The organism is Pedobacter polysacchareus (assembly GCF_019802255.1).
In the GTDB taxonomy this organism is placed as follows: Bacteria; Bacteroidota; Bacteroidia; order Sphingobacteriales; family Sphingobacteriaceae; genus Pedobacter; species Pedobacter polysacchareus.
This window is the reverse complement of record NZ_JAHYSS010000006.1, coordinates 1-20,401: the sequence shown is the minus strand read 5'-3', so window position 1 is coordinate 20,401 and position 20,401 is coordinate 1. Positions and strand designations below refer to the sequence as shown.

At 41.1% G+C, this 20,401-nt stretch carries 15 protein-coding genes; 14 read left to right on the top strand and 1 reads right to left on the bottom strand.

Annotated features, from left to right (window positions below):
- The first annotated feature begins 136 nt into the window (after positions 1 to 136).
- The 8 genes from K7X70_RS17520 (at position 137) to fabF (ending at position 8,081) form a co-directional block, all read left to right on the top strand.
- Positions 137 to 2,680, top strand: a complete 2,544-nt coding sequence (locus tag K7X70_RS17520) for a DUF5686 and carboxypeptidase-like regulatory domain-containing protein (protein ID WP_432443892.1) — start codon at positions 137 to 139, stop codon at positions 2,678 to 2,680.
- A gap of 124 nt (positions 2,681 to 2,804) precedes the next feature.
- Positions 2,805 to 3,434 carry a TetR/AcrR family transcriptional regulator gene (locus K7X70_RS17515; protein WP_222538299.1) on the top strand — a complete coding sequence of 210 codons (630 nt, stop codon included), beginning with the start codon at positions 2,805 to 2,807 and terminating at the stop codon, positions 3,432 to 3,434.
- Between the two features lie 298 nt (positions 3,435 to 3,732).
- A complete protein-coding gene (locus K7X70_RS17510; protein ID WP_255607364.1) occupies positions 3,733 to 4,314 on the top strand; it encodes a DUF4833 domain-containing protein in 582 nt (193 codons plus the stop codon).
- 113 nt (positions 4,315 to 4,427) lie between these two features.
- A complete protein-coding gene (locus tag K7X70_RS17505) occupies positions 4,428 to 4,796 on the top strand; it encodes a LiaF transmembrane domain-containing protein (protein WP_222538298.1) in 369 nt (122 codons plus the stop codon).
- A 148-nt stretch (positions 4,797 to 4,944) separates the two neighbouring features.
- A complete protein-coding gene (locus K7X70_RS17500) occupies positions 4,945 to 5,415 on the top strand; it encodes a response regulator (RefSeq protein WP_222538297.1) in 471 nt (156 codons plus the stop codon).
- Between the two features lie 335 nt (positions 5,416 to 5,750).
- On the top strand, positions 5,751 to 6,185 hold the full coding sequence (locus K7X70_RS17495; RefSeq protein ID WP_222538296.1) for a hypothetical protein: 435 nt from the start codon (positions 5,751 to 5,753) through the stop codon (positions 6,183 to 6,185).
- A gap of 133 nt (positions 6,186 to 6,318) precedes the next feature.
- Positions 6,319 to 6,777, top strand: coding sequence for a PaaI family thioesterase (locus K7X70_RS17490; RefSeq protein WP_222538295.1), 459 nt, complete (start codon positions 6,319 to 6,321; stop codon positions 6,775 to 6,777).
- A 50-nt stretch (positions 6,778 to 6,827) separates the two neighbouring features.
- Entirely contained in the window at positions 6,828 to 8,081 is a 1,254-nt protein-coding gene (gene fabF / locus K7X70_RS17485) for a beta-ketoacyl-ACP synthase II (protein WP_222538294.1), read from the top strand.
- A 92-nt stretch (positions 8,082 to 8,173) separates the two neighbouring features.
- Here the strand turns inward: fabF and K7X70_RS17480 are convergent, their stop codons facing one another.
- Positions 8,174 to 9,007: a mechanosensitive ion channel family protein gene (locus K7X70_RS17480; RefSeq protein ID WP_255607355.1), complete on the bottom strand. Its 834-nt coding sequence runs from the start codon at positions 9,005 to 9,007 to the stop codon at positions 8,174 to 8,176.
- Between the two features lie 222 nt (positions 9,008 to 9,229).
- Here K7X70_RS17480 and K7X70_RS17475 point away from each other — a divergent pair, with 222 nt between their 5' ends.
- The 6 genes from K7X70_RS17475 to K7X70_RS17450 all read left to right on the top strand — a co-directional run.
- Positions 9,230 to 9,910, top strand: a complete 681-nt coding sequence (locus K7X70_RS17475) for a phosphatase PAP2 family protein (RefSeq protein WP_255607354.1) — start codon at positions 9,230 to 9,232, stop codon at positions 9,908 to 9,910.
- Between the two features lie 62 nt (positions 9,911 to 9,972).
- Complete coding sequence (locus tag K7X70_RS17470; protein WP_222538291.1) at positions 9,973 to 10,728, top strand: phosphatase PAP2 family protein; 756 nt, start codon at positions 9,973 to 9,975, stop codon at positions 10,726 to 10,728.
- Positions 10,715 to 11,965, top strand: a complete 1,251-nt coding sequence (locus K7X70_RS17465; protein ID WP_222538290.1) for a TolC family protein — start codon at positions 10,715 to 10,717, stop codon at positions 11,963 to 11,965. The genes K7X70_RS17470 and K7X70_RS17465 overlap by 14 nt, the downstream gene beginning before the upstream one ends.
- A gap of 1 nt (position 11,966) precedes the next feature.
- Complete coding sequence (locus K7X70_RS17460) at positions 11,967 to 12,890, top strand: efflux RND transporter periplasmic adaptor subunit (protein WP_222538289.1); 924 nt, start codon at positions 11,967 to 11,969, stop codon at positions 12,888 to 12,890.
- 3 nt (positions 12,891 to 12,893) lie between these two features.
- Positions 12,894 to 15,953, top strand: coding sequence for an efflux RND transporter permease subunit (locus tag K7X70_RS17455; RefSeq protein ID WP_222538288.1), 3,060 nt, complete (start codon positions 12,894 to 12,896; stop codon positions 15,951 to 15,953).
- Positions 15,954 to 16,754: 801 nt separating this feature from the next.
- Positions 16,755 to 20,401 (top strand): Ig-like domain-containing protein (locus K7X70_RS17450; protein WP_497007592.1); only part of this gene is annotated, 3,647 nt, incomplete at its 3' end.

Below are 20,401 nucleotides of genomic sequence, written 5' to 3'. Positions count from 1 at the left end.
TTATTAAGGATTACACAAGTTAACCGGAAACGTGCACACATCATACCCAGATTCAGCAGGCCTAAAACCCGCTGCCTTAACGCTAAAAGCTCCATTTTTAACAGAAAGAAGCTTGCTTTTGGTTCTTTTGAAGCCAATCAGTCTATTCATTTTATTTTTAATACTCTTCCTTTCTAATCAGGCAAAGGCGCAGCAAACGCTGGTCAGGGGTACGGTAACTGATGGGAGCACAAAAGAAACACTTCCCTATGTTTCTTACCTCATTGCAGGGACAACGCTTGGTGGAAGGACGGATGCTGATGGTAAATTCAGTATCACTTTAAATGATGGAGCCAATGCACTTAGATTTAGCTATGTAGGTTATAAATCGCAGACTAAAACCATTAAATCCGGAGGTACGCAAGTGCTCAATATTCAGCTGATGCCAGATGCGATGCTGATGAATGAGGTGGTGATTACTGCAGGGAAAAAGCCGAAATATCGAAATAAAGAGAACCCGGCAGTAGAACTGATTCGAAAAGTGATCGCCAACAAGTCAAAGAACAAAATGGAAAACTACAATTTTGTAGAATACCAGAAATATGAACTGATGAAGTTCTCTTTGAGTAACCTTTCTGATAAGTTCAAGAACAGAAGGGTTTTCCGTAATTATCAGTTTTTATTCCAGGAACAGGACTCCACGCAAATTGGCGGTAAGAATTTACTCCCTGTTTTTCAGGAAGAGAAATTAAGCGACAACTATTTCAGGAAGAGCCCTGAAAAGAGCAAAACGGTAGTTATCGCAGATAAAAGAGTAAATTTTGATCAGCGTTTTATAGACAACCAGGGCTTAACCGCCTATTTCGACCGGATGTATCAGGACATCAACATCTATGATAACAATATTTCTGTAGTGAGTAATCAATTGCTGAGTCCGATTGCAGATAGTGCCCCAACTTTTTATAAATTTTTCATCACGGATACCATTAAGAACCATAATCCTCAGCTGGTAGAGCTTGCTTTTACGCCGCGTAACAATACCGATCTACTGTTTGAAGGGAGATTATATGTGACGCTGGATGGCAATTATGCGATCCAGAATGCCTACCTGACGGTCAATAAAAACATCAACCTCAATTTTGTACGTGCACTGGAAGCTAAACTGGATTTCGAGAAGAATCCGGATCAGCGTTATCATTTGAGTAAAAGTAACCTGATTGTTGATTTCGGTCTTAGCAAGAAGAGTGGGGGAGGTTTTACCGGAGAAAGGACCGTGACTTTCAAAGATTTCAAATTCAATGTGCCGCAGCCAGATACCGTTTATAAGGCATCTGGGGCATTAGTGGTCATGCCTGATGCCTTTAAAAAATCAGAGGAGTTTTGGCTAAATAACCGTCCGGAACCCCTTCGTCCGGGAAATATGAAGATTTATGGGCACATAGATTCCTTACAAACCATCCCTTCTTTCAAAAGAACGATGGATATTGTGACGCTGTTCTTCGCCGGATACAAAGATTTTGGTCCCTTTGAAATGGGGCCAGTGAATACTTTTTACAGCTTTAATGGCGTGGAAGGCTTTCGCCTTCGCCTTGGAGGCAGGACAACCCCGGCATTGAGCAAACGCTATTATTTTGAAACGTATGCCGCTTATGGCTTTAAGGATGAGAAATGGAAATACTTTTTAAGCGGAACCTATTCTTTAAATAATAAGTCTATTTATTCTTTCCCTCAGAACTATATCAGGGCAAGTTTTCAGCGGGATACTAAAATTCCAGGACAGGAATTGCAATTTGTCCAGGAAGATAATTTCCTGCTTTCCTTTAAAAGAGGAGAGAACAATATGATGCTGTATAATGATTTTTACAGGTTAGATTATGTGCATGAGTTTGAAAATCACTTTTCATACACCTTAGGGCTGCGCAAATGGAAGCAGAGCCCTGCAGGGTCACTGTACTTTAGTAACTCCGCTGAGAACATTTTAAATGGCCGTATTGATCATATCAATACTGCGGAGGTCAGTTTGGGATTAAGGTATGCACCAAATGAGAAGTTTTACCAGAGTAAAATTTACAGAACACCGTTTGTAGGGCCTAATCCTGTTTTCAACTTCCGCTATACCGCAGGGATTAAAGGCGTATTTGGTGGAGAGTACAATTACCACAATTTTATGGGAAGTATCGATAAACGGGTTTACCTGAGTCAGCTAGGCTATACAGATGTGACGCTGGAAGGTGCTTATATCATTGGTAAGGTGCCTTTTCCATTGCTGGCGATCCATAGAGCCAATCAGACTTATGCGTATCAGCTGAACTCTTATAACCTGATGAACTTCCTGGAGTTTGTGAGTGATCATTATGCCAGTGTGAATCTGGACCATAATTTTAATGGGTTCTTTTTCAATAAAATCCCATTGCTTAAAAAACTGAAATTAAGAGAAGTGATGTCTTTTAAAGTGCTGTATGGCAGTTTACGTGACGAGAACAACCCGGATAAGAACCCGGAAGCGATGCAGTTTGTGCGCAATGAAAATGGGCAGCCGATCACCAATTCCCTAAACAGAGCGCCTTATATGGAAGGAAGTGTAGGCGTTGGGAACATATTTAAAGTACTTCGTGTGGATGCAGTGAAAAGATTCAACTACCTGGATAACCCGAACGTTTCCAGCTGGGGTATTCGTGCGAGAGTCAAATTCGACTTCTAGCAGCTGAAGAAATGATGCTTAAAAGCGCTGCAGGGCTGGGCCCCTACAGCGCTTTTTTTTTGAAATCCGCTTTAGAGGATTAGCTATCTTTGCGAAGAGAAGAATGAAACTACTCAATTGATAAATGGCAGAGAAAGAAACATTGATGGCCCTGGCGCTGACTACTGAAGAAAAGATTAAGCAAGCGGCTACCAAGCTGTTTGTAGAGAAAGGATTTGCAGCCGCAAGGACCAGGGATATTGCTGTGGAGGCAGGTATAAATCTGGCCTTGCTCAACTATTATTTCAGAAGTAAAGAGAAGTTGTTTGATGTAGTGATGGAAGAAAGTCTCCAGCTTTTTTTACTGGGATTGGAAGAGATTTTGAACGATGTAAATACGGTACTTAAGGATAAGATCGCAGGAATTGCAGGACACTACATAGATCTTTTGAAAAGTCACCCCGATCTGCTCTTGTTCATCCTGACTGAAATCAGGGCAAACCCATCCAGGATGGATGCCAATCTAAATGTGAAGGAAATGCTGATCGAATCTAACTTTTACAAACAGCTGGAAGCGACTACTCAGATGAAGGTAGATCCCATGCATTTTATCATGAACCTGCTGGGGCTGCTCGTTTTTCCTTTTATCAGCAGTCCGGTTTTAAAAGGCGCGGGGGAACAAGGAAAGGCTGAATTTGATCAGCTGATGGAAGAGCGAAAACATTGGATTCCAATTTGGATAGAAGCCATGCTAAAAACGCTTTCTGCGCGATAATTTGCGTTAATCATTTGATTAAAACAAATTATTAATTCAATTATATTGTATTTATATTCAGTGTTTTGTGTTTGTAAATTAAGGTATTAGTTTAGATTTACTGAGGCGAAGCGTTTTTTTGCCGCTCAACTGAAATGTAAGCTCCCGGCTGAAAAATCGGGCTGTAAAAATTCAGTTCATACCATTATTTTGACAATCCACTGGATAAGTTGTTTTTAGAAATCTATAGCTTTGTAGCTATCTTATTCCCCTCAGACTTAATAACAGGGCTGCTTAACCGGAGTAAAATAAAAACACAATGACTACTATGATTTTCACTAAAATAAGCCGTGCCAGTTTAGCACTGTTTATTTTTATGCTGACCGTTTTTACGGTAAATGCGCAGACTGCTGACCGCAGTGATCCTTCCCCATTAAAATTTCCAACGCCAAAAGGAATCAAGAATCAGCTGTTCTATTTGCAAAGAGACCCCAATACTAATACCATCATTTATGAACTGAATTTAAATGCAAAAGGTGAGGTCAACAGGGCAGAACCATTATTGGTGTATTGGCTGCGTTATGATGATAACGGAGAGAAAAAAGATTTGAGCTATATCCAGCGTAAGTTCGCCTACGGCATCCAAACTAAAGAGATTGGAAAAGATCAGTATGAGATTCGTTTTGTGTCCCATAAAAAGATTCCTATGTATTTGATGGTCTCAAAAGAAGATCAGAAGTTCCATGTTTATGTCACACTGAACAATAAGAAAATTGAATTGAATAAGATCTTTGTAAGAATTGAAGGCGGCTCTTTTTGGCTTCCAAATGTGAAATATGTAGAGCTGAGCGGAATCAATACAGCTACTGATACGCCAGTTATCGAACGAATCAAGGTTTAATAGACAAGCGATCTACCGGTGTTTTTCCGCATTTTACCGATAGCATACGGAAGTACAACATAGATCGCTTGATCTGCATTGCGCTCCTCCATAGTTTTGAAGAAAAAAAGAATATGGAAACGCAGATAAAAAAACACAAATTTAACTTTAATGTTGCTGCAGGGGCAGTTATTGTCGCAGTAGGTTTAATCATGATCCTGGATAACTTAGGTCTGGGGATTCCACGCTGGGTACTGTCATGGCATACGATTATGCTGGGCATAGGCTTGTGGATTGGCTATCAAAAAGACTTTAAAGTATCAGGCTGGCTGATCCTTGTGATCATAGGAGGTGTATATACGCTAAGCGATCTGCCCTTTATTGACCTTTCCGGATTTAAAGCAGCATTGGTGTTCATCGGGCTGGGTATTTACCTGCTGATCAAACCAGCAGCAAAATATGACTGCGGAGGTTTTAGCGCGAAGAAGCCAATTCAATTCTAATTATTTCTATTTTTCCAGTTGTTTTGATTGATTTAAATACTCTGGGTTTAACTGGTCTGTAAAACAGGTATTTATTGTAGTGTGTAACCGTATAAAAACGGGTGTGAGCCGGGATATATTCTCGTAAATTTATAGAAAATTGATGCTCATGGTAAATTTGCAACAACACAATAGACTGGAAAATTATCCAATTTTACAAATCCGACCAGCAAGGATAATCGTTGTGGATAACGACAAAATGCTTTGCAACCGACTGTCTGGAGCTTTTCAGAAATTAGGATTGCAGCATAGAATCTATCACCAGGTGACGGATATTGTTCCGCTCGCAGAGGACTTTAGGCCTGATTTAGTCCTAACGGAATACTTGCTGCCCTGCTCAAACGGAGGAGAACTTTGTGCGCAGTTAAGAAGTTGCCAGCGGACTTGTCGGATTCCCGTAGTCATCTATTCCAGCCTTCCTAAGACCTTTTTATCTTTAGCAGCTTTCAATTGTAATGCTTTCTTGCAGAAACCATTTGGTATGCCTGCACTTTTGAAGGTGATGAGTTGTTTTTTAAGCAACTGCTGTCATGTGCGCTGTACCCAGACGGTAATCTCTTCTATTTCCAACCTGAATTAAGGGGTGTTAAGATGATACAGGTCATTGTTTTGGCCGGTCATCACCTAAATAATCAGAAAAGGACACCTGGTCAATGACCTGGCTTCTTTATATGTACATTATTTACTTTGGTTTTTGCCTGGTGGATCTTCTATTTCAAATTCCATCATGACCATTTTGAAGACTGGTCAAATTTCTTTTTTACACCCAGGTTTATCAGCGAACGCGTAGGCTGGCTCCGCAAATGGATGGAATGGTATGTTTAGTGTTTTCCAAATTCCTTATTTTTCTATTACTTTTACCATCTCTTGCCGATGGATCCGGTAGGAATGAAAAGATCAAACCTAAGCTTAAATATGAATTACCTAACAATCGGCGCTTTAATCCTCCTTACTATCGTAGTACTACCTTATCTTTTTAGTGCTTTCAAAAAGTTAAATCAGTACAATATGCCTTTTCTGAAGGCTTTTAATCCAATGTGCAGTCCGGCTAGCTATGAAGCATCGCTATTGAAAAAGAGCCTAAGTCCAATTACCCAGGAAATGGAAACTAAACAAATGACTGGTTTTATCAACCATTGGACGGCTAAATTCGAAAACAAGCAGTTGAATGCTGCAGATGTGGTCTTGTTAAATGAACAATTGGCGGTTGGAAATACACAGCAGGTAAATGGAATTCTCGCATTACATCCGGATGCATTAAATATGTACAATGAGATCAATAAAGGGTTGACTGCCATAGAAACGGAGAAAATGGCTGTTCAAACACAGGCTGCAGCGATCGTTAACTAGTCTTTTCCGCATTCATTCGGCCTTTTAGTTTGTTTTTCAACTAAGGGTGGGTATATTTGCGCCGTGGAATTTTTAGCTTCCACAGCGGTGTGGATCTAAAAATCTTAATTGATTCACCTTAAACTAGGAATAGATGCTTAAACCCTCGGAATTTTTTAAACAGCACATCGGACAAGAGATGAAGACCTCTTTGTCGCCGGTATTGAACTGGTTAAAGCCAACGGTTCTAGCGGTAGAAAGGGGGAAGCTGATATTACAGCATAAGGTGAGGGAAGAAATGACCAATCCTATGGGAATCCTGCATGGCGGTATTACTGCTGCCATTATTGATGATGCCATCGGAGCTACACTGTTTGCCTATGATGAACCGTATTACTATGTAACGATCAACCTGGTAGTGGATTATTTCGCCGCTGCAAAAGAAGAAGACCTGATTATTGCAGAAACAATAATGGTAAAGAAAGGCCTGCAAATTGCCAATGTAACCTGTGAGGTCTGGAACAAAAGCAGAACACGGCTCATTGCAAAAGGTTATAGTAATCTACTGCGGACGGAAAGAAGAAAACCCGAAGACAGTACAACAGATAAATAAAAATACAAGGGCATTAGCCTTAACAATATTAAATAAAATAAAAAAATAGGATGAAAAGAGTAGTCGTAACCGGTATGGGTGTTATTAGTCCATTAGGAAATTCTGTAGATGAATTGTGGAAGAATATCCTGGCAGGTAAGAGTGGAGTAGGACCAATCACAAAGTTTGATTCTACCAAATTTAAAACTCATTTTGCCTGTGAGGTCAAAGACTTTAACGCAGAAGATTACGTTGAGAAAAAAGAAATCAAAAAGTATGATGTCTATACTCAATATGCTATTGCAGCAAGTGACCAGGCGATTAAAGCTTCAGGACTTGATTTCTCTGCCATGTCTGAAGAAGACCGCTGTGAAGTTGGTGTGATCTGGGCAACTGGAAACGGAGGAATCGGTACTTTTGAACAGCAATTGAAAGAATACCATACGGGTGATGGTACTCCAAGATTCAGCCCTTATTTTATTCCTAAAATGATTGTGGATATCGCGGCTGGAGTCATCTCTATCCGTAACAGTCTGCACGGACCGAACTATTGTACTGTTTCTGCCTGTGCTTCTTCAAACACTGCGATTATCAGTGCCTTCGATACGATCAGATTAGGAAAAGCAAATATCATGATCGCAGGTGGTTCTGAGGCTGCTATCACGGATTCTTCTGTGGGAGGATTTAATGGTGCTCAGGCTTTGTCAAAAAGAAATGATGATCCTGAAAAAGCTTCACGCCCATTCGATAAAGACAGAGATGGTTTTGTGATCGCTGAAGGTGCTGCCGCCCTGATCCTGGAAGATTACGATTATGCAATTGCCAGAGGTGCTACTATTTATGGTGAGATGGTTGGTGGCGGTATGGCTGCTGATGCTTACCACTTAACAGGAACACACCCTCAGGGATTAGGTGCGGTTCAAGGTATGAAAAAAGCATTGAAGGATGCTGGAATTGAGCCTGAAAAAATTGATTATATCAATGCACACGCGACTTCAACAGGTCTTGGTGATTTAAGTGAATTGATCGGAATCAAAAAAGTATTCAATGACGCTCCGGTATTGATCAGCGGAACAAAATCTATGACAGGCCATTTATTGGGTGCTGCAGGTGCAATTGAAAGTGTAATCAGTATCCTTTCTGCACAGCATGATATGGTTCCGGCTACTATAAATACAGAGAATTTGGATGAAGCGATGCCTGAAGGATTAAACATCGTTTTAGGAAAGTCAGTCGCTAAAAAGGTCAACTATGTAATGAACAATACTTTTGGTTTTGGCGGGCATACCGCTACATCCATCTTCAAAAAGTACGAAGGTAAATAAGCAGTTGCTTCGTTATACAAAAAACGAGCGTGTCTTTTGGATACGCTCGTTTTTTATGTGCTCATTTTTATTTTACAGACCTGTAACGGAGCTTACTTTACCGTTTCGGTTCCTGTAATCACATGGACTTCACGCTGCGGATATGGGATTCCAATGCTGTTTTTATCCAGTTCTTCTTTGATCAATTGAAAATTTCTGTGGTATACTGGCCAGAATTCGCTGTTAGCCGCCCAGGCACGGATAGTCAGGTTGATGGAGCTATCCGCTAAAGCAGTAACCAGTACCTTAGGTTCAGGGTCTTTGAGGATCTGCGGATCTGCAGCCAGGACTTTTATAATCTCATTTCTGGCTACATTGATGTCTGAATCGTAAGAGACGCCAATCACGTATTCCAGCATTCTGGTGTCATTGTCAGTTAGATTATTGATGACCGCATTCGCCAGAGGGCCATTAGGAGCGTATAAAGTGGTGCCGTTGCCAGCCTTTAATGTGGTGTATAGAATGTCAATTTTAAGTACCGTACCGCTTACGCCATTATTTGTAGCTATGGCATGTCCCACTCTAAAGGGTTTAAATAATAAGATCAGGACACCGCCAGCAAAATTCGACAGACTGCCTTGTAAGGCTAGACCTACCGCTAAGCCTGCGGCACCCAGTACAGCCACGAAGGAGGTGGTTTGTATGCCTAGTGTAGAAGCAACCGTTAATAATAACAGTACATAAAGTACAACTTTGATAATACTCAGTAAAAAACTAGACAGCGAGATGTCAATTCTTCCTTTTGTAAAGCGATTGGTTAAAAAACGGAGTAGAAATTTTATCAGATACAGGCCAACAAATAAAGTGATGATGGCTGCTATAAAAGACGGTATACGCGCTATTAGGCCGTCTAAGAGGTGATCCAGTGTGATTTCAATTTTGGACATATAATTTATTTTTATGTAATTGCGTCTTAGCCACATTTATGATGCCATCAATGGGCTTGATTTTTGTAAAACTGCAAATTTAGCTTGAGAAAAGCTTTTTAAGCCACAGAATTACTACAGAATTAACTGGTAATTTAGAAATAAGATATATATATAAAGATGTTGAGATTGAAGTGTAGCGTGTTGCTAATGTTGTGTTTTTCTTTAATAACCAAAGGCCAGTTGGTAGATTCATTAACAAACAATAAGAATAAGGTTAAAGTTGCCCCTTTTATCATACCTGCGGTGTTTATAGGTTATGGCTTGATGGCAAAAGGAGATAATTTCATTAAAGATCTTGACCACAGTACTCAGGCGGAACTTCAGGAAGACCATCCATTTTTCTCTAAAAGTGCCGATGATTTTATGCGCTATGTACCTGCATTAGCAGTGTATGGCCTTAATCTGGCTGGCCTGAAAGGTAAGAATAGCTACCTTGATGCAACAGGTAATTATGTCGTGTCTATGGGCATCATGACAGGAGTGGTGGCATTGGGGAAAAAGGGCTCTCACCGTTTACGCCCTGATGAAAGCAGTTACGACTCATTTCCTTCCGGACATGCGGCTACTGCTTTTTTAGCTGCAGAATTTTTAAAACAGGAATATCAGGAGGTATCCCCCTGGATTGGTTACGCAGGTTATGCGGTGGCCACTACTACAGGAATATTCAGACTTTATAACAATAAGCATTGGGTAAGTGATGTGGTGGCAGGTGCTGGCGTAGGCATCTTGTCTGCTAAGTTGGGTTATCTAGTCTATCCAAAGCTAAAAAAACTGATTATGGGTCGAAAACAAAGCAATTTCAATGTGATGCCAGCCTATCAGCAAAAAACGCTTGGTTTTTCTATGTCCGGTACTTTTTAAAGATCAGCCGACTACAGAATTTCTACATATTTGAGTGTTAGCTTTAGTTAAACATTTGAATAATGAAAAAGCTGAATTGTTTGTTAATTGCATTTTGTTTGCCTGGTTTTCTATATGCCCAGGTTCAATCCACTGATTCCTTAGCCCTGCAGCGTGCCAACGATCATCCTTTAAAAGTAAAGGCATTGATTATTCCTGCAGTATTTCTGACTTATGGAGCGCTGTCTTTTGGTAACAATCCAATCAGAGATCTGGATTTAACTACAAAAAACGAACTTCAGGAAGACCATCCATTATTTGCGGCGCACCTGGATAATTATACGCAGTTTGCGCCGGCACTTGCGGTTTATGCACTAAATTTTGCTGGAATAAAAGGAAAGCATAGTCTGGTAGATGCGACAGGGATTTATGTATTGTCTACTGCGATTATGGGAGGAAGTGTATCCATTTTAAAGAAAACTTCCCACCGGTTAAGGCCAGATGGCAGCGGTTATAATTCCTTTCCTTCAGGGCACACTGCTACTGCTTTTTCCGCCGCCGAATTTTTAAATCAGGAATATAAAGATGTTTCTCCCTGGTACGGCTATGCCGGATATGCGGTAGCGACAGCTACAGGTACATTGAGGATGTACAACAATAAGCATTGGCTGAGTGATGTGGTTGCAGGTGCGGGAATTGGAATCCTGTCTACCAAAATTGCCTATTACTTATATCCGCATGTAAAGAAACTTCTGATCGGGAAACAGACGCTGAGTTATAGTATGGTGCCGGTATATCAAGATAAAACAGTTGGTCTTTCTTTCCATGGAACGTTCTAAAACTAGTCGATATGCACTGATCGTGCTGCTGTTATTTTCAATTTCTGGAAAGGGACAATCCATTTCCGGGAAAGACCTGGATTATTTTATGCATCAGGGCTTGACTGCCAGTCCGGTTTTGAATGATTATAAAAACCAGCAGCTGAGTAATCGGATAGATAGTTTAAGGTGGCGAGCCGGTTATCGCCCCCAGGTTACGGCAAGTTCAACAGGTTTGTATGCACCAATAGTTAAAGGTTATGGCTATGACCAAACACTGAGTAATGGGCAGAGCCTGGAAGCATTGCTGACTGTAAATTATATGCTAATCGGGAAAGGACGAATCAATCAGCAGCAGGAGCAATTAAAGATTCATAGCGATTCCATTAAATATGCGGCAAGCTGGTCGGTACTCGACCTTAAGAAGAACATTACGGATCAATATTTAAATGCTTACGCCAGTCAGGAGCAAATGGTGTTTAATACGGAAGTCTATGAACTACTGAAAAAAGAAGAAGTGGTTCTAAAAAAACTTACCCGCGCAAATACTTATAAGCAATCTGAATATCTTACTTTTATGGTCACCTTTCAGCAGCAGCGTCTAGCCTGCAAGCAAGCAGAGATACAGTTTAACAGCGATTACGCGATGTTAAATTACCTTTGTGGGATAATTGATACTACTGTAAATCCAATAAAGGCGCCCGATATTAGTCCTGCTATTCCTGTTCGCGGCTCATTTTTTACTACACGCTACAAGTTGGACAGTCTAAAAAATGAGAATGATAAGATTGGGGTAGCGCTGAACTATAAACCCAAAGCCAGTATTTATGTAAATGGGGGGTATAATTCTTCATTTTTACTGCAGCCCTACAAGAATTTCGGAACAAGTGCTGGTTTTACACTTTCCATCCCGATTTATGATGGCCATCAGAAAGCAATGCTGCTGCAGCAGTTGAATATCCAAAAGGAAACCGGACTGGCTTATCAGGAGTTTTTTATCAGACAGCACCAGCAGCAAGTCCATCTATTGCTGCAGCAGATCAAGGAAAATCAGGATTTGTATCCACAGCTTAACGAGCAGATCAGGTTTGCTAAAAGTCTGATAGAGGTAGATAGTCGGCTGCTACATACCGGTGACCTTAGGATTGCCGATTATATCATCGCGATTAACAATTACCTGGCCGCTAAAAATCTGCTGCGTCAAACTTATATCAATGGCCTTAAGCTGATCAATCAATTCAATTATTGGAACAGATAATATGAAGAATGCAATAAAAAATATAGCTGCTGCTAGCCTCAGTTTATTGCTGGCTGCCTGTGGAGCGCCGGCAAAAGATAATAATCCGGGTGCTCAGGAGCAGCAAACTACGGTAGAAATCACGCTTCCTGGACGTCAGGATATGGCTTCGTATGTAGATTTAAATGCCAGTTCCAGCTATCTGGAAAAAAGCTATATCAAGGCCAGTATAAATGGGTACCTAAAGGAAATGAAAGTTAAAATGGGGGATGCTGTCCGAAGTGGCCAGGTGTTATTCAGCCTGGTCACTAAAGAAGCACAGGCCATTGGGAATTCCATTAATCGGCTGGATCCTGCATTTAAGTTTTCTGGCACCTCAAATATCCGGGCGGCAGCACCTGGTTTCATTACTATGGTGAACCATCAAAAAGGAGATTATGTGCCAGAAGGAGAGGTTCTGGCAGTGTTGAGTAATAAAAATAGTCTGGTGTTTTTGTTGGATGCTCCTTATGCAATGAGACAAAGTTTAGTCGATAATGCTGCGGTGGCGCTGACTTTGCCAGACGGAGAGCAGTTGGCTGGAACAATTGGCCTTCCTTTGGCCAGTGTAGATTCTGTAGCGCAAACGCAGCGTTTTATCATTCATGTTGCTCCTGATCATACCATTCCAGAAAACCTGGTAGCCATAGCAAGAATTGTGAATTTGTATCATCCCAATGCCTTGACGCTTCCAAAAGCTGCGCTCCTGAGCAATGAAACGGAAGATGAATTTTGGGTCATGAAATTGAGTAACGACTCTACAGCTGTTAAGGTGGTCGTGAAAAAGGGGATCGATGATGGAAAACAGGTCGAGATCCTATCGCCCAGCTTTGCAGCCAATGATCGGTTTGTACTAGGCGGCAATTATGGTCTTGCAGATACAGCGAAAGTTAAAATCAAGAGATAAGCCATGAATAACTTTTTCATTTCTCATAAGAAACCATTAATGGTGGTTTTACTGCTGGTTCTTCTGGGGGGCGCTTTTTCTTATACCAGGATCAAAACGGCTTTATTTCCGGAGATTACCTTTCCAAAGATCAAGATCATTGCAGAAGGTCAGTTGCAGCCAGTGAATCAAATGATGCTGACGGTGACGCGGCCTTTGGAAAATGTGGTGAAGCAGGTGCCGGATTTAAAGCTCATCAGAAGTGTAACAAGTAGGGGGACTTGTGAAATATCGGCATACATGAACTGGAATGCAGACATCGATTTAAGTCAGCAAAGGATTGAATCGCAGATTGCTAAAATTAAAAGCAGCCTTCCTCCAGAGCTGAATCTGACAGTAGAGAAGATGAATCCATCGATTCTTCCGGTTAGTGGTTATACACTGGAAAGCAGGGTTAAATCCCCAATTGAACTGAAACAATTGGCAGATTATACCATTAAGCCATTTCTATTGCAAGTGGAAGGGGTTTCGGAAATCCGGGTCATCGGTGGGAAAACTAAGGAGTACCGCGTAAAGCTACAGCCCTCAAAGATGACGGCGCTGGCGATTAGTCCCGATCAAATTGCCAATGCAATGACGCAAACCAACTTTGTGAAATCTAATGGTTATGTAGTGGATTTTAACTATTTATATTTATCAGTTACAGATGCTACGCTAAAGACAAAGGCAGATCTTGAAAATGTAATCGTCAGTAAAAAGGGCAATAGAACAGTTAGATTAAAGGAGCTTGCGGAAATAAGCGCAGCCGAAGCGATTGAATATACCATGGTGAATGCCAATGGGAAGCCAGGGATTTTGATTGCAGTCATCAAACAGCCAAATGCGAACCTCGTGGATCTTTCTGCGCAAATGGAACAGAAGGTTTCTGATTTGAGAAAAATTTTACCTCAGGGAGTGACGATAAAGCCTTATTATCTGCAGGCTGATTTTGTGAATACTACGGTAAAAAGCGTGACTGATAGTTTGTGGATCGGTTTGGTATTGGCCATTGTGGTGGCCATCGTTTTTCTACGCTCGCTGAAACCTAGCCTCAGTATTTTGCTCACCATTCCTGTTACGCTGGGTTTAACACTAATCTCTTTGTATGCTATCGGTTACTCTTTCAATATCATGACGCTTGGTGCAATTGCTGCTGCTATTGGATTGATTATCGATGATGCAATTGTGGTAGTTGAGCAGATTCACCGGACCCATGAAGAGCATCCGGGCGCGCCAACTGATGTGCTGTTGAAAAAGGCAATCGCCTATCTCTTTCCAGCAATGCTGGGCTCTTCCATTAGCACCATCGTGATTTTTATCCCTTTTGTGTTGATGACAGGTGTTGCTGGAGCTTATTTTCAGGTAATGACCAATACAATGGTTATCACATTGGTGTGTTCTTTTTTTGTAACTTGGATTGGTTTGCCAGTGATTTACCTATTGCTCAGTAAAAAAGAAAGCCCGCTTTCGGAAAATGCAGTGGCGGAATTGCTGCAGGTGTCAGCCTTAAATCCCGGTGTTCCATTAGTCGAGTCAAAGAACAGTGCCTGGATCAGCTATTTTATTCAAAGATCTTATTGGAGTTATGGATTTATTGGCTTGCTCCTATTGCTGATGCTGTTCTTGTTTCCTCGTTTAGAAACGGGTTTCTTACCGGAAATGGATGAAGGCAGTGTGGTGCTGGATTATAAAACGCCTCCAGGTACTTCTTTGGAAGCGACGGATCGAATCCTGACTGAAGTGGAGCGGATGATTGTTAAAATTCCTGAAGTAGCTACTTACTCCCGGCGGACAGGCACGCAGATGGGCTTTTTTATTACAGAGCCCAATACCGGAGATTACCTGATTCAGTTAAAGAAAGATAGAAATAGGAGCACCGATGAAGTTATCGAAGACATCAGACATAAAATTGAACAGTCCCAACCTGCTTTGACCGTAGATTTCGGACAGGTGATTGGTGATATGCTGGGTGATCTGATGAGCGCAACACAGCCTGTCGAACTTAAAATATTTGGAACAAATCAAAAAGTTCTTCAGCAGCTTTCAAAAAAAGTAGCAGATGTAGTGTCAAATGTAAAAGGGACTGCTGATGTTTTTGATGGGATAGTTATTGCTGGGCCTTCTGTCGATATACGTCCTGATTATGCTGCCCTGGCACAATATGGGATTTCGCCCACTGAATTTCAGCTGCAGGTGCAGACTGCCCTGGAAGGGAATGTGCTGGGCAGTATGTATGGATTGCAGCAAATATACCCGATAAGAATGGTGTCCTTTAATGGAAATAAGCCAGGTGTTGAGCAGATCAGTCAAATGAATATATTTCTGGCTAATGGAAAGATGGTGCCTATCAGTATGCTGGCCAAAGTACAGACTAAAAGCGGAGAGGCAGAGCTGGAACGGGAAAACTTACAGTCTATTGGTTTGGTTTCTGCACGTCTGGATCAACGTGATCTGGGCAGCGTAATGGCTGATATTCAACAGCAGATTGGGGCGAAGATTCAGCTTCCAAACGGCTATTTTATTGAATATGGAGGTGCCTATGCGGAGCAGCGGCAGTCTTTTAAGGAGCTTTTTATGATCCTGGTGCTTTCCAGTTTATTGGTTTTTAGTGTCATTCTATTCGTTTTTAAAGATTTTAAAATCGCCTTTCTCATTTTATTAATTGCTGTCCTTGGGCTTTCTGGGAGTTGCCTGGCTTTGTTTTTAACGCATACACCATTGAATGTTGGCAGTTACACGGGATTGATTATGGTGGTTGGGATTATTGCTGAGAACGCCATATTTACTTTTTTACAGTTTAAAGATTCGTTGAAAAGCAAAGGGATGAATGAGGCGATAGTATATGCGATTTCAACCAGGTTGAGGCCTAAGGTGATGACAGCTCTAGGGGCTATTCTTGCTCTAAGTCCACTGGCGTTCGGTATAGGGGCGGGGGCTCAGTTACATCAGCCATTAGCTATTGCAATTATTGGTGGTTTTTTGGTAGCACTGCCTTTATTGCTAATTGTGCTGCCAAGTCTGATCGGTCGATTTTATCGGAATTGAGATAAATTTAAGGGGCCGAACTTCCCGGAACGGGCCCCTTTTACCGACATCCATCGAGTAGAATAAATTATAATTCAAATATATAGATCTACCCAAGGCAAAAAAATGATCTTTATCACAATTTTGCTTTTTCACATAAAACATTGGCATTTGTTGTTGGTGTTCAGCTGGTTGTTGTTGTTTTTGTGCTTGGTAGTTTTCAATTTCTGTAGCAGAGCTCCCTGCTCGTTAACTAAATTTTGTTTGGTATTGGAACATTATTTTCTTCAATTTTAAACTATTGGTTTATTTTTTAGTTTATTTAATGTATGATGTTTATCGATAAATGATTATTTATTTTCTATAATTTTTCAGTGATGATTTAATATTTTGTTAAATCATATTTTTTTTAATGTTTCTATGCTAGAAGTAGACGGTTTAATTTAAGTGGCATGATGCTGAGATGTATTTTTATGTGTAATACTTTCCCCATATTGGGGAAAGTATTACTTCTTTGTTTTGTTTGATGTGGAATTTTTTACACATTTTATATCTATAATATTTAAATAATGTCTTTTATGTGTCTTAAATATTGTTTTATGATTTATGTATTTATTTGGCTCGGTTTTTATCAAAAAATTTGTTTTTTTTTATTCTGCATGGGAATATTATAGAAATTCTGTTTAATTTGGTAGGGATAAATAGAGTTAACCTTTAAGAAAATTTGCTGTTAGCCGATCATTTGGTAAGAAAGCGTACTTATTAAAGAATTGATTTCGCTTTGCAAATATTCCTATAGGACCATACCTCTATTTCAACGGTATGATGGTAAAAGCGCTCCGACATCTGTTTAATTTGCTGACGAACAAACTATGCTGTCTGTTTATAGTTTGCTTGTTATTCAATTTTTCGGCTGTTTATGCTGAGGGAAGCAAGGATTTGTATCCTGCAGGTGCAACAGGGAACCGCGCATTTTTATATTGTAATTCTAACAACACCGCATCCGAATCATGGCCATTTAAAACCGCTGGAACGCATTATGTGTATGCAAATGCCGGTGAGATTATCGCGGTAGCCTCAAGTGCACATGGTTATGGGAAAGCTAAGATCGCGGTGACTTCTCCATTAGGTGTCACCAGCTATTCCAATACCGCGTTGCTCGCTGGAAGAATTCCCAATCGTAAAGCAGAAATTGCCGGACCAAAAAAAGGTAAGAACGATAATGCCAATTCGTATACTCCTTTTACAGTAGATGTCACAGAAGCCACAAAAGGGATCTGGAAAATTGAGTTTCTTCCGCCTTCAGGACTGGACGGAACTGATAAATTGGATGTTCCTGATATTCTTGCCAATGATGACTGGACGCAATCTGGATCCAATAGTAATGGGACCAATGGTAACCTAGATGAAATTGCCGCATGGGATGTTTCAGTCATGAAAAAAGGGGGAGATGAATGGTTTACTGGAAGGGTGTATGTAAACGTCCTCAACCTTCACCTCGCCGCCAGCTTTCCACCAGAAAAAGCGTATTATGCCACGCATTATGTGCTCACCAAAGATGGACGCGCTTACCGGGTGAAAACCAATGGTAGTAACGGGGTAGGTTTTACTTTTTTCTCTAATAGCAATGGTTTTGCGGTTAACTCCGTTCCAACCTATAAAAGCTTAGATAAATCCACGCTGGTGGATATTCTTAGTTATACGCATAATCCAACTTCGGCAGACAACGGGACGAATACCACCCATAAAATATTCTACAATAAGCCTAATCCTGATTTACCCGCTAAAGCAGCAATTGCAACCACTCCACTCTCAGAAACTTGGTTGAAAAACGATGCCGTACTTCCTAAAATTACCAACCTTAAAATTGTGGGCGCAGAAGGGAGCCCTGGACTTGCAGGAAGGAATGGCGCCTATATTAAATTCGAATCCAGTACCATTGGAACTTATAGGATTACTATTCCGGTATTGACCGCTGCGGGTGCTATTGCAAATCGGATCATCATCGGTGTAGCTAATGCAGGTGAAAATAGTGTTTTTTGGGATGGAAAGGACGCCAATGGAAATTATTTGTTACCAGCTTCTGTAGTGAGTACGCTGAAAACTAAATTACAATCTGCGGAAGTTCATTTCCCTTACATAGACATGGAAATTAATCCTTTAGGGTTAATTATCGAACTGACCGTAAACAATACAACGTATGACCTTGATGTCGATAACAAAGATGAATCTATATACAGTGATCGAACATATTGGGATGATAGCGATGTCACTGGCGCCGGCTCTTTCCCGGAAAGTTCCAACCCTTTTTTTAATGCAATAAATGGGCTTCCAAGTAGAACCAATGGCCATAAATGGGGCGCCTATGCTCCTAGTGATTCCAAAGCACCTGCAGTTCCAAATTCTGGCAGCGGAAGTTATAGTTTCGGAAATAAGAAGTCTATGGATACCTGGGCCTACATCCAGGGAAGTGAGATCGACAATCCAATTGACCTGACGATAAAAGTTGCCGATCTCAAAGTGCTAAGCATTACTCCAGACCTCAGTACTTTCCTTTCAGATCAGCAGGTTGTTTATAAGGTTAAGCTGAAAAACAGTGGTCCTAGCGATGTTCAAAGCGCTCTTTTTACTTTCTTAAGTCCGAAGGGATTCCAGATAGGGTCGGTTATTCCAACCTCCACGATTACAAATGGTGTAGGGACAGTCAAAAACCCTTTGATCGGAGATGGCAAATTTACCGCTACGCTGGATATGAACAATGATTGTGAAATTGAATTTACCATCATTGGAAAGCTGACGGTTTCACCATCAATTCCGATCATGACTGCAGAGGCTAGTATTCTTCGTCCGGCGGATGTAACAGATCCTGATGCAACCAATCTAAATCTGAATCCAGATGGTAGCGCGCCCTCAGATCCACATTTGGAATGTAAAAATGGAACAGCTGCAGAAGACTGTAACAACATAAAGTATCATCACATTCAGATTTATGACATTTGTGCAGGTTCAGCTATTCCTACGATCTCCTATCAGGGAAATAACGATATTGTTTCCCTGATCGGGAACTTTCCTTCGCTTGATTTTAAACGAGATGATCCCAATAAGTCCATGCAGATTACCGGAACGCCATCGGCTACTGGATCTTTTACCTTAGGAACGGAGAGAAATGATCAGCATAAAACCACTTATTTGGTTCATGTAGCAGCCCTACCAGTGGTGGCGCTTCCAAACGTATTGGCGGTTTGTAATGGCAGAAGTATTGCGATTGCTGCAACAGCCTCAGGAGAAAATAACACCTATCAGTGGCAGTTCAAAAATGGCAGCAATGACTGGCAGGATTTCGCCGAAGGAACGGATGTGAAAGGATCAAATACGAGTATCCTTACGCTTAGTAATGTGCCTTTGAATCTCGATGGACAAAGAATTAAGGTATTGGTACACTCTTCTTTTGGTTGTGATGCGGAAGCGAGCGGAACATTAAAAGTGTCGGAAAATCCAATAACAGTAACGATCACGTCCAATAAAACTCAACTCTGTGAGGGTGATGGTACTACATTGACTTCTTCTATTGATAAAGGGAATCAATGGTACCTGGAAGGGGTGTTGATTCCAGGTGCAATCAATAAGAAATTAATGGTTTTCGAAGCAGGGACTTATTCTCTTGTCGTGACTAACGAGGCCGGCTGTTCTACCCCAGGAAGTAATACAGTGGAAATAACCATTATTCCGCCACCTGAAATATCAAACATCACTGTAGAAGGTAATGTGGTTTCTTGTAGTGGTGAAGCGGTAAAACTCTCTGTAGCCAGTAATAGCGCGAACCTTACTTATCAATGGGTAGATAATAACGGTGACATAGCCGGAGCTAACAGTAGCTTTTTTATGGTCAGCAAGACTGGCAAGTATCTGGTTAAAGTTAGAAATTCAAATGGTTGTGAGGTGATGTCTTCCAGTGTTGATATTACGATTAAAAATAGAGCGCTTGCCACAGATGTAACAGTGACAAATCAGACGATTTGTGCTGGTGATAAAGTCATGCTAACTGCGGAAAGTACACTCCTTGGCGCGGTATTTACCTGGTATAGCGACTCGCAGTTAACGAATAAGATTAAAGAAGGGGCTACTTTGGAAGTGGAACCAGCCAGTACTACTAACTATTTTGTAACAGTGAGAAATGCAGATATCTGTGACAATGCGGTTGGTAACGCTAAAAAAGCAACTGTGACGGTAAACCCGGTTCCAGATGCTACGGTGATTACTGCAGAAGGCGAGACCACTTTCTGTGCAGGTGGAGCCGTGGTGTTAAAGACGACCACCTTAGCAGATAGCTACCAATGGTACAATGGGCTAAACCTGATCACAGGGGCTACCCAGCAAACCTATACTGCTACAGAAAGCGGCAGTTACAGCGTAAAAATTACTTCCAGTGCTTGTGAGAGCCCTGCTTCCAATCCGATACCAGTTACGGT